Consider the following 13,220-nt stretch of genomic DNA (forward strand, 5'->3'; position numbering starts at 1 on the left):
ATCAGCTAACGGCGCTGATCAGCGCGTCAAAAATGGTGCTGGCGGTTTGAATGACCTGGGCATTGGCAGTGTAATACTGCTGATAACGCGTCAGGTTGCCGTATTCTTCATCCAGGTTTACGCCGGAGATTGACTGCTGCTGATTGGTCAGCTGCGTCACGACGTTGGTCTGGGTGGTGCTGGTGGTTTCCAGGTTACTGGTTTTGTTACCGATATCCGCGACCATACTGGCGTAGCTTTGCGTCAGCGTTTTTGATCCGGTAATGACGTTTTTGGTTTGCAGATCCAGCAACGACTGGGCGTTGGTATTATCACTGACACCATCATCGGCACCGGCTGCGGCAACTTTAGACTCATCGGTAATATTGACGCCCATGTTTACCACGACATCAGCAACCGGTTTCACCAGGAAGCTGTCATTTTTGGCCGGCGAACCACTGACCGTCAGCTGCAAGCCATCGAAGCTCAGGGTGGAGTTGCCGTTAGTGTCGGTGCCCATGGTCGGCGTGATGCTGGCGTTATCTGAATTGCGGGTCACGCTCCAGTTGGTGCCGTCGTAGCTGACCTTGTAGTTTGAGGCCTGAACCTTGCTGGTATCGGTCCATTGCGCACTCACTGAGGCGGTGGTGGTGTTCTTGGTGTTGGAGATAACCGCCGGGCTGCCCAGATTAAAGAAGGCTTCACCGGCATCACCGTTGCTGTCATAACCGGCTTCATGCTGGGTGTTAAAGCTGGAGCCCAGCGCCATCGCCAGCTGACCTAACTGATTACGGGTATTATCCAGGTCGCTGCGGAAAGCCAGTAAGCCGCCGAGTGAACCGGTGGTTACCAGCTTTTCAGGAATCTCACTGGTTGCGCCAGTGGTTGGATTCACCGACGCAATGGTCAACCGGCTTGGATCGCTGCTGGATGGGACGGCTGCCAGCGTGTTGTAGCTGTCGCCGGTGACCAGCGAGATGCCGTTGCCGATGCTGATGTTATAGCTGCCGCCGTCCTGCTGGCTGACGGTAACGCCCACCAGGTTATTCAGGTTGCTGACCAGCTGATCGCGCTGATCCAGCAAATCGTTCGGTGGGTTGCCGTCGCCAGAGCCTTTCAGCTTGGCGATCTGCTGGTTGACGTTGGCGATCTGTTTGGCGTAGCCATTGACCTGATCGACCGTGGACGTCACGGAGGTATTCAGGCTGCTGTCGAGATTGCGCAGATAGGTATCGGACACCTGCAGCTGGTTTACCAGGCCGCTGGCCTTGCCCAATACCGCCTGACGCGCAGACGCATCATCAGCATTGCTGACCAGCGTCTGAATCGAGGAGAAGAAATCCTGGATGTTAGTCGACAGCGTATTGGTGGTGCTGGAGAACATATCGTCAATGTTCGACAGCTGATTATATTGCGTGGTCAGTGCACTGGACTGCGTGCTGGCCGCGCGCAGCTGATTGGTGATGAACGCATCATATTCACGGTTGACGCTGGCAACGGAAACACCGTTACCGTAGTAGTTTGTCCCGCTTAGCGTGCTGCTGGCCTGAGCAAGGACGGTCGTCTGACGTGAATAGCCCGCAACGCTGTAATTACTGATGTTGTTACTGGTGGTATTCAACGCTGCCGAAGCCGCGTTTATCCCGCTTAATGCGGTATTAATTAAGTTAGACATGTCGGTTCCTTGTTTACCCTGACACAGCACGGGCCGGCATTAAAAGTCGCCGGGGTGCTTTAACACAAATCCGGCCTGAAAAGGTTATCGGTAAAACCGGGACAAACTTGAGTAAAAATCAGAACAAATCACCAATATCCTGGCTGTAAGCCTTGACGACTTTTTCGCCCATATTTTTAAACTGCTGGATCATGCCGACCAGCTTTTGGGCATACTTCGGATCGGTGGCGTAACCCGCTTCCTGCAAGGCTTTAGCGCCCTGCTCCGGCGTGGCGGCAGTGGTTACGGCGCTGTATCGCGGGTTATTCGCGATCAGCTTGACGTAGTCATTTAACGCATCGAAATAGGAGTCATACACGCGGAATTTGGCCTTCACCTTTTTCGCTTCGCCATTCTCATATTCGGTGGTAGTAATTTCGGTGGTTTTTCCCTGCCAGTTCGCCGAGGCTTTAATACCAAACACGTTATAGCTTGGCTTGCCTTCAGCGGTGCGGATCTGACGCTGTCCCCAACCGGATTCCAGCGCCGCCTGGGCGAGGATCAGGTGATGAGGGATGCCACTTTCCGCACTGGCCATCTTAGCGGGCTGGGAAAGCTGGGAAATAAAGTCGCTGCTGTCACCGCTCATGGTGGCATCAGACGCCGGCAGGCGCGGAACGGCCTTGCGCACCAGCTGCTCCATCGCCAGCGGCGGCAGCGTGTTGATAAAGCCTTTATCCAGCAACATCGGCACGGTACCGGCTTTCTCATCCAGCGGCGCCGCCTGCTCCATCTGCTTGACCATCATGTCGGCGAGGCCCAGCCCTTTAGATGCAATCTGTTGCCCAATCTGCTGATCGTACATCGAGGTATAAAGACGCGTTTGCTCGGTGCTCAGCAGGCCATCCTGCGGCAGCGCCTGACGCATACTTTTCAGCATCATTTGTACGAACATCCCTTCGACCTGCTTGGCGACTTCCTTTGCATGTGCTTTAGGATCGCCGCTGGCCTGGCGCTTCAGGTTGTTCAGTGAGCGGCTGTCATACGCCGCTCCCATCAGAGATTGGGAATCGCTCATCAGATAATTTCCAGTTTTGCGTGCAGGCAACCGGCACTCTGCATGGATTGCAGGATAGACATCAGATCGATTGGCGTGGCACCCAGCGCATTCAGGGCACGCACTACGCTGTTGAGGTTGGCGCTGGCATTGACGCTTTGCAGCGCTCCGCCACTCTGGCGCAGATCGATCTGCGTCTGCGGCGTCACCACGGTCTGACCACCACCAAACGGCGTATTCGGCTGACTGACGTTCTGCGACTGGTTGACGGTGACCGACAGGTTACCCTGCGCAATGGCACAGCTGCTCAGCTGCACTTCGCGGTTCATCACCACCGAGCCGGTACGCGAGTTGATGATCACTTTAGCGTCCATGATCGGTACGGAAACATCGATGTTCTGAATATCGGCCAGCAGGCGCACCTGCGAGGTGCCGTTAGCGGAAACCTGCACCTGTACGGTACGACCGTCCAGCGCCTGAGCCGAGCCATAACCACTGCGGGCGTTAATGGCATCGGTGATCCGCTGCGCCATGCTGAAGTCTTCTTCATTCAGGAACAGGTTGATCACGCTGGAAGTGCCGAAGTTGTTCGGCAGCTCGCGTTCAATGGTCGCTCCACCGGTGATACGACCGCCGTTTACCTGGTTGACGGTGACGCTGCTGCCGCCCGCGGACGCACCTGCCCCGCCCACCAGAATATTACCCTGCGCCAGCGCATAAACCTGGTTGTCGACGCCCTTCAACGGGGTCATCAACAGGGTGCCGCCGCGCAGGCTTTTGGCGTTACCCATTGAGGAAACCACCACGTCGATGTTTTGTCCCTGGCGACCGAAAGCCGGCAGCTTGCCGGTGACCATCACCGCCGCCACGTTTTTCAACTGCATGTTGGTGCCAGCCGGCACGGTAATGCCTAACTGGGACAACATGTTGTTCAGACTCTGGGTGGTGAACGGGGTCTGGGTGGTCTGGTCACCCGAACCATCCAGCCCGACAACCAGGCCATAACCGATCAGCTGGTTTTCACGGACGCCGCCGACGGTGGTCAGATCGCGGATGCGATCGGCGTTGGCGAAAGCACTGAAGCCAGCCAGCAGCAGCAGGGTGAAACGAAAAATCATCTTACGCATGGTGGAACCTCTTAATACGGTGACAGGTTCAGGAAGAACCTTTGTAGCCAACCCATCGTCTGCGCTTCATTGATGTAGCCGTTACCGACGTATTCAATGCGGGCATCCGCAACCTGAGTCGACACCACGGCGTTGCTGCCGCTGATGGTGCGAGGGTTAACCACGCCCGAGAAGCGGATAAATTCCGTTCCCTGGTTAATTTCAATCTGCTTTTCACCGACCACTTTCAGGTTGCCGTTCGGCAGCACCTGATTGACGGTAACGGTGATGGTGCCGGTAAAGGTGTTGTTGGCCGTGGCGCCACCTTTGCCTGCAAAGTCATTTTTGCCGGAGGCATCGATATTGGTTTTATCACCGCCCAACAGGCCGGTCAGCGAACTTGGCACGGTCAGACCGAGCGTGGTGCTGCCGTCGCGTCCTGCACTTGCCGTGGAGCTTTTGCTCGCACTGACGTTCTCTTGCAGGGTAATGGTCAGCGTGTCGCCAATGTTACGTGGGCGACGGTCTTCAAACAGCGGTTGATAGCCGTAGTTCATCGGCATCAACCCCTGGAAAATAGAGCCGTTAACAACCGGCGGCGAAGCAGGCAGCGGCTGGGCCGTTGTCGAACCTTCGACCAGTGGCGTACGGGGTACAAGAGCACAACCGTTAAGTGTCAGCAGCAACGAGGCTACCAACAAACGTCCAGGCATTGGGATTTGCTTCGCCATGGAATCACTACCTTTAATAATGAGAGTTCTTTTATTCAGGGTCGGGCGAACCCGACCACATTGGCATTACAACTGCGTCAGTTTGGCCAGCATCTGATCGGACGTGCTGATTGCTTTACTGTTGATCTCGTAAGCGCGCTGAGTCTGGATCATGCTGACCAGCTCTTCGGCGACGTTAACGTTGGAGGTTTCCACATAGCCCTGATACAGCAGACCGGCGCCGTTGTTGCCTGGCGTACTGTCGGTCGGTCCACCGGAAGCCTGCGTTTCCTGATAAAGGTTCTCACCCTTACTTTCCAGGCCCGCATCGTTAATAAAGGTACTGAGGGTTAACTGTCCAACCTGCACCGGCTGCGTCTGCCCCTGCTGCGTTACGCTGACCACGCCGTCACGGCCGATAGTCATGCTTAAGGCATTCGCCGGAACGGTGATCGCCGGCTGAACCGGGAAGCCGCCGTTGGTCACCAGCTGGCCGTTCTGGTCAGTCTGGAAAGAGCCGTCACGGGTATAGGCCAGGGTGCCGTCTGGCATCTGCACCTGGAAATAACCCTGACCGCTGATCGCCACGTCTTTCGACGAGTCGGTTTTGTTCAGGTTACCCTGAGTATGCAAACGCTCGGTGGCGACCGGACGAACACCGGTACCCAGCTGCATACCTGACGGTAAGGTAGTCTGCTCAGACGACTGGGCGCCTGGCTGACGAATTGTCTGGTACATCAGGTCTTCGAACACGGCGCGCTGGCGTTTAAAGCCGTTGGTGCTTACGTTTGCCAGGTTGTTCGAGATGACGTCCATGTTGGTTTGCTGAGCGTCAAGACCGGTTTTGGCAATCCATAGGGAACGGATCATAGTGATTTCCTCTGCGCTTAGCTCATTGACAGCAGCTGGTTAGCGCGTTGTTCATTCTCATCGACGCTTGAGATCACTTTCATTTGCATCTCGAAGCGGCGTGCGTTGGCGATCATATCGACCATGGTTTCAACCGGTTTGACGTTGCTGCCTTCCAGCACACCGGGCATCACCTGAATGGTGGGATCGGTTTGCAGGACGGCACCACGCTGTGCCTGAGCGGTCGCGGTGAGACGGAATAAACCGTCATCGCCGCGCGTCACTTCTGAACCGACAGCCTTCACCAGTTTCAGACGGCCCAACTGGACGGTGGCATTCGGTGGATCGCCCGGGTTCAGCGCGGTAATAGAGCCGTCAGCAGCAATGGTCACTTCCGAACCCTGCGGCACGGCAATCGGTCCACCATCGCCCATCACCAGGTTGCCCTGAATGGTCAGCTGACCGGCCGGGTTCAGTTCCATATTACCGTTGCGGGTATAGGCTTCCGTCCCATCCGGGGCGCGGACTGACAGCCAACCGTCTTCACGGACGGCCACGTCCAGTGGACGCTCGGTGTAGTCGAGAGTTCCCTGGGAGGTGTCTGCCCCAGGGGTAGAAGCCGTCACCAGCGTACGGGTTGGCAGCGACAGACCTTCCACCGGCACGGCGCGCAGCGCGTTCAGCTGCGCACGAAAGCCCGGTGTGGAGGCGTTGGCGAGGTTGCTCGCCGTCACTGCCTGCTGCTCGAGGGTCTGACTGGCAGCCCCCATTGCGGTATATATCGCGTGATCCATAAGACGATCCTGTTAGCCGGATTAACGCAAGTTGACCAGGGTGTTGAGGATCTGGTCCTGAGTTTTGATGGTCTGGGCGTTAGACTGATAGTTACGCTGTGCCACGATCATGTTCACCAGCTCTTTACTCAGATCGACGTTGGAAGACTCCAGCGCGCCTGCGGTCAGGGTGCCGAGGTTACCGGTACCGGCAAGCCCCACCAGCGCCTGGCCAGAAGAGTTAGTGGCAGACCAGACGTTGTTACCTTCAGACTTCAGGCCTTCCGGGTTAGCGAAGTTAGCCAGAGCGATCTGACCCAGCGTCTGCGTCTGCTCATTCGAGTAGGTGCCGACGACGGTGCCGTCGTTGTTGATCTGGTAGCTGGTCAGGTCACCTGGCTTGTAGCCATCCTGCGTTGGGTTACCGAAGGTGCTGGTGCCGGTGTTCTGCTGCTGGCTGCCGGCCAGGTTCAGGTTGAAGGTGCCTGCTGCCGAACCATTCAGCGTCGCGGTGGCGAGCTGTACTGTGGCGGTCGGGCTGGTCATCTGGCCGCTCGAGTTGAAGGTCACATTGTAGCTACCATCGGCGTTGGCACCGGCTCCTGCTGCGCTCTGGCCCGTGGTGCCATCAACCGGATACATTTTCCAGCTGTTATCACCGGTTTTAACGTAGTACAGGTTGATGTTGTGTTCGTTACCCAGCGAGTCATAGGTGGTCATCGTCGCTTTGCTGTTATAGGTATCAACGTCAATACTGGACAGGTCGGTATTGGTGGTTGCCCAGTCTTTGGTTGGCGTGCTGTCAGTGGAGTTCAGGTTAGCAACCAGCGCCGCAGCGGAAGTGGCTTTTGCTGACATCGCGGTGGTTGGCACGTTCAGCGCCACCGGGTTAGCACCGGTCTGCACGGTTGGCGGCGTACCGGTTGCCGGGTAGCCAGTCAACTGCAGGCCGTCGGCGTTAACGATATTGCGGTTAGCGTCCAGGGTGAACTGGCCGTTACGGCTGTAGTACACCGCGCCGCTGGTATCGGTCATACGGAAGAAGCCAGACTGGCTGATCGCCACGTCGAGGCCACGGCTGGTCGAAGTGGTGGTACCGTCGTTAAAGTCCTGAGTTACCGCAGCCACCTTAACGCCCAGGCCCACTTTAGAGTCAGCAAACATGTCGGCAAAAGAAACGGTAGCGGATTTAAAGCCGACCGTTGCGGAGTTGGCGATGTTGTTGCCGATTACATCAAGGTTACTGGACGCGGCGTTTAAGCCACTGACTGCCTGTGAAAATGCCATGTGTTCACTCCTGAAAGAGGGTTAAGTTGTTAAATAATCTGACGAACATTCGCGACGGTAGTGGTACCCATCGTGCCGAGGTCTAAAACGGCACCGCTTGTGTCGTTAGTCACCCCATTAACCAGCGCATAGTTCAGCGGCTGCGTAACCAGTTGCCCGGATGCGTTGCTGGCGCTCAGTGAAACGCTGTATTTACCGTCTGCCGCGGTGGTGCCATCGGCGGTGCTGCCATCCCATGAGAAGGTATGCACGCCGGCGCTCAGGCCGCCCAGATTGATGGTTTGCACCACCTTGCCGGATGAATCAGTAATGGTTGCGGTGGTCGCAGTAGACGCCTGCTCCAGGCTCACGCCAAACGGCGTGGTCTGCCCGCTGCCGACCAGCACCTGAGTACCATCGACCATCACACCGTGACCAATCAGCGTGGTCGCCTGCAAAGACTGTCCGCTGTTGATCTGGCCGGAAATCGATCCCAGCGTGGTGTTCAGTTTTTCAATGCCGCTCAGGGTATTGATCTGCGCCAGCTGGGTGGTCAGCTGACTGTTATCCATCGGATTGGTGGGATCCTGGTTCTGTAACTGGGTGACCAACAGCGTCAGGAAGTTACTTTGCAGGTCCGCTGCCGACGTGTCGGTAGTCGACGCGGCGGTAGTGATGGAGGAATTATCAAGTTTCTCATTGACGCCAACTGCAATGCCCATCAGCCTGCTCCTTATTGACCCATCGTCAGGGTTTTCATCATCATTTGTTTGACGGTATTCAACACTTCCACGTTGGCCTGATAGCTGCGTGACGCGGACATGGTGTTGACCGTTTCCCCGACTACATCGACGTTAGGCATTTTCACGTAGCCCTTGGCATCCGCCATTGGGTTGCCCGGTTCGTACACCAGCTTGGCTGGCGACGGATCGTCAACAACCTGAGCCACGCGTACCCCACCGGTCGGTGAGCCTGGAACCGCATCCGTCTGGAAAACGACCTGCTTGGCGACATAAGGCTGACCATCCGGCCCGGTCACACTGTCGGCGTTGGCCAGGTTACTGGCGCTGACGTTCAGACGTTGTGACTGGGCGTTCATGGCGGACCCGGCGATATCAAAAATATTCAGTAAAGCCATAAATTATTGCCCCTGTAGCACGGCCATCATGCTTTTGATCTGACCGCTGATCACGGTCAGGTCGGTTTGGTATTTCAGGCTGTTGTCCGCGAACTGAGTACGTTCGCGATCCATATCAACCGTGTTGCCATCCATCGCAGGCTGGTCCGGAACCCGGTACATCAGATCGATAGAGGCGGGCTGCAGCGTTTCCGCGGGAATATGGCGTGCTGACGTCACCGCCAGCGACAGTCCCGATCCTTCCGCACGCCCCTGCTCCATCACCTTATTCATCTGACTGGCGAAATCGATATCGCGAGCCTGATAGCCTGGCGTATCAGCATTGGCGATGTTGGATGCCAGGATCTCCTGCCGCTGGGCACGCAGGTTTAAAGCTTCGGTGTTAAACCGTAGTGCCGCGTCCAGTTTGTCGAGCATGCTTCCTCCGCAAAATGAAAATTCAGAGCTGACAGAATAAACAAGGCACGCAATAGTCATCGTCTGAATAGCGCTAAATTATGTTGCTATTTTGCGCCTTGACCTGAACGGGCCAGGAGTAGAATCAGTGCCAGTTTGATTTATGGGAGAAGCGAGAATGCGGGGAATGACAGCCTTGTGGGTGAGTTTGCTGGGACTGGTGACCCTGTCGGCCAGTGCGGGCGACTTAACGGCTCAGCTCAATCAATTTTTTAAATCCCGCTATGGGGAAACCGGCCAGAATGCCGATACTCTCTCCGTGGTGGTTAAAACGCCGCAGTCGCAGTGGCCGGACTGTGCCGAGCCGCAATTCTCCCTGCCAGGCAACAGCCGGATGTGGGGCAATATGAGCGTGGCCGCCAACTGCGATCAGAACCGTCGTTATATTCAGGTTCAGGTGCAGGTGACCGGCGACTATCTGGTCGCGGCCCGCCAGGTGATCCGCGGTGGCACCCTGACCGCCGACGATGTGAAAATTCAGCGCGGCAGATTAGATACCCTGCCCGCCAGAACGGTGATGTCGGCAGAGGAAGTGACCGACGCCGTGGCGCTGCGGGATATCATTCCTGGCCAGCCGCTGACGCTGATGATGGTCCGGCAGCCATGGCGGGTTAAAGCCGGTCAGAACGTGACGGTGACGGCCAACGGCGGCGGTTTTAGTATCAGCAGTGAGGGGCGCGCAATGAACAACGCCACCACCGCGCAGCTGGTTCGGGTGAGGATGAGTTCAGGTCAGATAGTCAGTGGAAAAGTCGGGGCGGATGGGATTATTCTTATAACGCTATAAAGCACTAAAGAAGGGTTCAGTTCTGCCGATAGTGTTAATAACAGACATAGTACACTTAGCTATCAGGTCGATACACCGCCTGATTATACAGGAGTCAAATAATGAGCATTGACAGAACTCAACCTCTGAAACCGGCAGCAACCGTGCAACCTCGCGATACCAGCGAAACAGCGGCACCCAAAGCGCGTCCGGCAGAAAGCAGCAAAACCACTGAAGCCGGCACTCAGGTTGTTCTGAGCGGCGCACAGTCTCAGCTGACCAAGGCCAGTTCACAAGACATCAACACCGCCCGTGTTGAAGAGTTAAAAACAGCTATTCGCAATGGCGAATTGAAGATGGATACCGGCAAAATTGCCGATGCCCTGATTCAGCAGGCAAAAGATTCTTTAGAAGGTAACTAAGTAAATGCAGAAGCTGCTGACCGCGCTTGATAAAATGCTGGAAGTGTTGAAAAGTCTGGCCGACGTAATGACAGCCGAGCAACAACAGCTCTCGGGCGGTCAGATCAACAGCAGCTTATTGCAACGCATTACCGAAGACAAAAACTCCCTGCTGGCGACGCTTAATTTTATTGAGCAAATGCGCCGTGATGCGGAAAAAGAGGCTGGGCTGCATGCCCCTTACAGCCTCAATCCTGATATGGGCCGCCGTTGGGCAGACATTCAGGAGCAGACCGTGAAGCTGCGCGATACCAATCTGCATAATGGATTGCTGCTGAATCACCAGATTGTCTTTACCGAGCAGGCGCTGGAAGTGTTAAAGCCGCACCAGACTCAGAAGTTTTACGGCCCGGATGGCCAGGCGACCACCAGCAGTTTTATCAGCCGTAAAGTGTAGGCTGGGTTTTCAAAAGTCAGGAAAACCCAGCCAGTCAACGGCCTGCATCAGCGATCTGACATTTGCACTTTATGGCCGGGTATTTTTATAGAGCACTATTGCCAGGCCTACCTTAAGGCCAGGAATACCCGGCTTGATTGCGTTTGACGAATGTTTATTCCTCGTACCCATGTAGCCGCCAGAAAGCAGTTCCCCCCTTCCCGCGCCTAAACGCCAGCCCGTAACACTTTCACCACAATCCAATCAGTCAGGCCAGATGAAACGAACTGCGCCAGCAAAGGAACTTGCTCTTTGTAATGTGGGCGTATAAAATTTTATACATAAACACGGTGTAAAGGGACGCTCAAGGATGGGTGAAAAAGCAATTGACTGGCGAGGTTCATCGTACAACGACCTCTTAGCGTTTCCCGATGATGCCAAAAGGATCGCCGGTTTTGAACTGGGAAGAGTACAACATGGTGAAGACCCTCGTGATTTCAAAAGAATAAACGACTGGGGTGCCGGTGTTATTGAAATACGGCTTGAGGATAATGTAAATCAGTATCGCGTTGTTTATGTTGCAAAATTTGCAGAGGCAGTCTACGTGCTACACAGTTTTTAAAAAAAAACGCAGAAGACGAGTCCATCTGACGTAGCAATAATTAAAGCACGCTATAGGGCCGTAGTTGCTGAGCGGAGAGAATTATGACTGATAAAATTGATACCACGTCACGCCACATCACTAAAGCTGGCGGTAATATTTTTGCGGAACTGGGTTTTGAACCTTCTGAAGCAGAAATGCTACTGGCCAAATCCAAAGACGATATTGCTCAAACCAAGGCCATGAAAAGGCAATTAATGAGCGTGATCTCAGATTGGATGGAAGATAAGGGGCATAAACAGAGTGAAGCAGCAAAATTGCTCCATATATCACGGCCTCGTGTATCAGATGTGGTTAATCAGAAGACAGAAAAATTTACGTTGGACTCTTTAGTGACGATGGTTGCCAATACAGGCAAACACGTCAAGATGACTATCGAGTAAAAAATAAACCCCGCCTGAGCGGGGTTTTGCGTTTTATCAGACCTGAGTTTGACGGGCAAAGTCCTTAACGCGGAAGCCGAGTATTGCCAGCACCGCAAAGAACACCGCGCCGCCAACGGCACAGACGCCGGCCAGACGTAACAGCCGCGACAGCATATTACCCGTCGCCCAGTCAGGCATCACATGCAACATGCCCAGCAGTGCCGCCGCCATTACCGCCACACCGATAAACAAACGCAGCAGGAAACCGCTCCAGCCAGGCTGAGGATGGAAGATCTTCTGCTTACGCAACTGCCAGTAAAGCAACGCCGCATTCAGGCAGGCACCGAGACCAATCGACAGCGACAGACCGGCATGTTTCAGCGGGCCAATAAACGCCAGGTTCATCAGCTGCGTCATAATTAAGGTGGCGATGGCAATCCTGACCGGCGTTTTGATGTTCTGACGCGAATAGAAGCCCGGTGCCAACACCTTCACCACAATAATGCCCATCAGACCGACCGAATACGCCACCAGCGCGCGCTGGGTCATGGAGGCATCGAACGCGCTGAATTTGCCGTACTGGAATAAGGCAACGGTTAACGGTTTCGCCAAGATACCCAGCGCCACCGCACAGGGTAACGCCAGCACAAAACAGAGCCGTAATCCCCAGTCCATCAGGCGCGAATATTCATCGTGATTGCCGCTGGAGAAACTTTTTGCCAGCGAAGGCAGCAGAATGGTGCCCAGCGCCACGCCCAGCACGCCGGACGGGAACTCCATCAGACGGTCTGCGTAGTACATCCAGGAGACGGAACCCGACACCAGGAAAGAGGCAAAAATGGTGTTGATAATCAGCGAGATCTGGCTGACTGACACCCCGAGGATCGCCGGGCCCATCTGGCGCATCACTCGCCAGACGCCAGCATCTTTCAGGTTCAGACGCGGCAGCACCAGCATGCCAATCTTCTTCAGGTGCGGCAGCTGATAGCCTAACTGCAGCACGCCGCCCGCAACGACCGCCCACGCCAACGCCATCACCGGCGGATGGAAATGCGGTGCGGCAAACAGGGCAAAACCGATCATGCTGACGTTGAGCAAGGTGGGTGCGAACGCCGGAACGGAGAAGCGGTTCCAGGTATTCAGAATGGCCCCGGCCAGCGAGGCAAGAGAAATCAGGAAGATATAGGGGAAAGTCACGCGCAGCAGCGCGGAAGTTAAGGCAAATTTATCCGCCGTATCGGCAAAGCCTGGCGCGGTCACCAGAATCACCCAGGGAGCCGCCAGCATCCCGGCGATGGTGATAATCGCCAGCGCCAGCGTCAGTAACCCGGAAACGTAGGCCACGAAAACTTTGGTCGCTTCTTCGCCCTGCTTGCTTTTGTATTCGGCGAGGATCGGCACGAAGGCCTGGGAGAACGCGCCTTCAGCAAAAATACGCCGCAGCAGGTTAGGCAGTTTGAACGCCACAAAGAAGGCGTCCGTCGCCATTCCCGCCCCAAAAACTCTTGCCACAATGGCATCGCGGGCAAATCCCAGCACGCGCGAAAACAGGGTCATGGAGCTGACCGCTGCCAACGATTTCAACAGGTTCATGTTCTTCCGG

The 13,220-nt window shown here is 55.5% G+C and carries 16 protein-coding genes; 5 read left to right on the forward strand and 11 right to left on the reverse strand.

The window, feature by feature from the left end; all coding sequences use genetic code 11:
• Position 1 precedes the first annotated feature (1 nt).
• The 10 genes from flgK to flgB all read right to left on the reverse strand — a co-directional run bounded on the left by flgK (position 2) and on the right by flgB (position 8,949).
• Positions 2-1,654: a flagellar hook-associated protein FlgK gene (flgK, locus tag AC0IXH_RS08780; protein ID WP_053145608.1), complete on the reverse strand. Its 1,653-nt coding sequence runs from the start codon at positions 1,652-1,654 to the stop codon at positions 2-4.
• Positions 1,655-1,772: 118 nt separating this feature from the next.
• Complete coding sequence (gene flgJ, locus AC0IXH_RS08785; protein ID WP_013201668.1) at positions 1,773-2,711, reverse strand: flagellar assembly peptidoglycan hydrolase FlgJ; 939 nt, start codon at positions 2,709-2,711, stop codon at positions 1,773-1,775.
• Positions 2,711-3,817 (reverse strand): flagellar basal body P-ring protein FlgI, encoded by a 1,107-nt coding sequence (locus AC0IXH_RS08790; RefSeq protein ID WP_134823882.1) that lies wholly within the window; start codon positions 3,815-3,817, stop codon positions 2,711-2,713. The genes flgJ and AC0IXH_RS08790 overlap by 1 nt, the downstream gene beginning before the upstream one ends.
• 11 nt (positions 3,818-3,828) lie before the next feature.
• Positions 3,829-4,527, reverse strand: coding sequence for a flagellar basal body L-ring protein FlgH (locus AC0IXH_RS08795; protein WP_013201666.1), 699 nt, complete (start codon positions 4,525-4,527; stop codon positions 3,829-3,831).
• Positions 4,528-4,593: 66 nt separating this feature from the next.
• Positions 4,594-5,376, reverse strand: a complete 783-nt coding sequence (flgG, locus tag AC0IXH_RS08800; RefSeq protein ID WP_471720339.1) for a flagellar basal-body rod protein FlgG — start codon at positions 5,374-5,376, stop codon at positions 4,594-4,596.
• Between the two features lie 17 nt (positions 5,377-5,393).
• Complete coding sequence (locus tag AC0IXH_RS08805) at positions 5,394-6,149, reverse strand: flagellar basal body rod protein FlgF (protein ID WP_151037781.1); 756 nt, start codon at positions 6,147-6,149, stop codon at positions 5,394-5,396.
• A 21-nt stretch (positions 6,150-6,170) separates the two neighbouring features.
• Positions 6,171-7,415 (reverse strand): flagellar hook protein FlgE, encoded by a 1,245-nt coding sequence (flgE, locus tag AC0IXH_RS08810; RefSeq protein WP_471720340.1) that lies wholly within the window; start codon positions 7,413-7,415, stop codon positions 6,171-6,173.
• 29 nt (positions 7,416-7,444) lie between these two features.
• Positions 7,445-8,116, reverse strand: a complete 672-nt coding sequence (gene flgD, locus AC0IXH_RS08815; protein ID WP_013201662.1) for a flagellar hook assembly protein FlgD — start codon at positions 8,114-8,116, stop codon at positions 7,445-7,447.
• An 11-nt stretch (positions 8,117-8,127) separates the two neighbouring features.
• Complete coding sequence (flgC, locus tag AC0IXH_RS08820; protein ID WP_455915176.1) at positions 8,128-8,532, reverse strand: flagellar basal body rod protein FlgC; 405 nt, start codon at positions 8,530-8,532, stop codon at positions 8,128-8,130.
• Positions 8,533-8,535: 3 nt separating this feature from the next.
• Entirely contained in the window at positions 8,536-8,949 is a 414-nt protein-coding gene (gene flgB / locus AC0IXH_RS08825; protein WP_013201660.1) for a flagellar basal body rod protein FlgB, read from the reverse strand.
• Between the two features lie 157 nt (positions 8,950-9,106).
• Between flgB and flgA the strand changes: the two genes are divergently transcribed.
• From flgA to AC0IXH_RS08850, 5 genes are all read left to right on the forward strand, one after another.
• Complete coding sequence (flgA, locus tag AC0IXH_RS08830) at positions 9,107-9,775, forward strand: flagellar basal body P-ring formation chaperone FlgA (RefSeq protein ID WP_134823879.1); 669 nt, start codon at positions 9,107-9,109, stop codon at positions 9,773-9,775.
• Positions 9,776-9,876: 101 nt separating this feature from the next.
• Positions 9,877-10,176: a flagellar biosynthesis anti-sigma factor FlgM gene (gene flgM / locus AC0IXH_RS08835; protein ID WP_013201658.1), complete on the forward strand. Its 300-nt coding sequence runs from the start codon at positions 9,877-9,879 to the stop codon at positions 10,174-10,176.
• A 4-nt stretch (positions 10,177-10,180) separates the two neighbouring features.
• The gene (gene flgN, locus AC0IXH_RS08840) at positions 10,181-10,612 is read left to right on the forward strand and encodes a flagellar export chaperone FlgN (RefSeq protein WP_013201657.1); all 432 of its coding nucleotides are present in this window, start codon (positions 10,181-10,183) and stop codon (positions 10,610-10,612) included.
• Between the two features lie 349 nt (positions 10,613-10,961).
• On the forward strand, positions 10,962-11,213 hold the full coding sequence (locus tag AC0IXH_RS08845; protein ID WP_346566110.1) for a type II toxin-antitoxin system RelE/ParE family toxin: 252 nt from the start codon (positions 10,962-10,964) through the stop codon (positions 11,211-11,213).
• Positions 11,214-11,296: 83 nt separating this feature from the next.
• Entirely contained in the window at positions 11,297-11,635 is a 339-nt protein-coding gene (locus AC0IXH_RS08850) for a helix-turn-helix domain-containing protein (protein WP_013201656.1), read from the forward strand.
• A 36-nt stretch (positions 11,636-11,671) separates the two neighbouring features.
• On the opposite strand, the gene murJ is transcribed toward AC0IXH_RS08850, so the two are convergent.
• Positions 11,672-13,210: a murein biosynthesis integral membrane protein MurJ gene (gene murJ, locus AC0IXH_RS08855; RefSeq protein ID WP_105759262.1), complete on the reverse strand. Its 1,539-nt coding sequence runs from the start codon at positions 13,208-13,210 to the stop codon at positions 11,672-11,674.
• Positions 13,211-13,220 lie beyond the last annotated feature (10 nt).

Source organism: Erwinia sp. AC075, assembly GCF_979253995.1.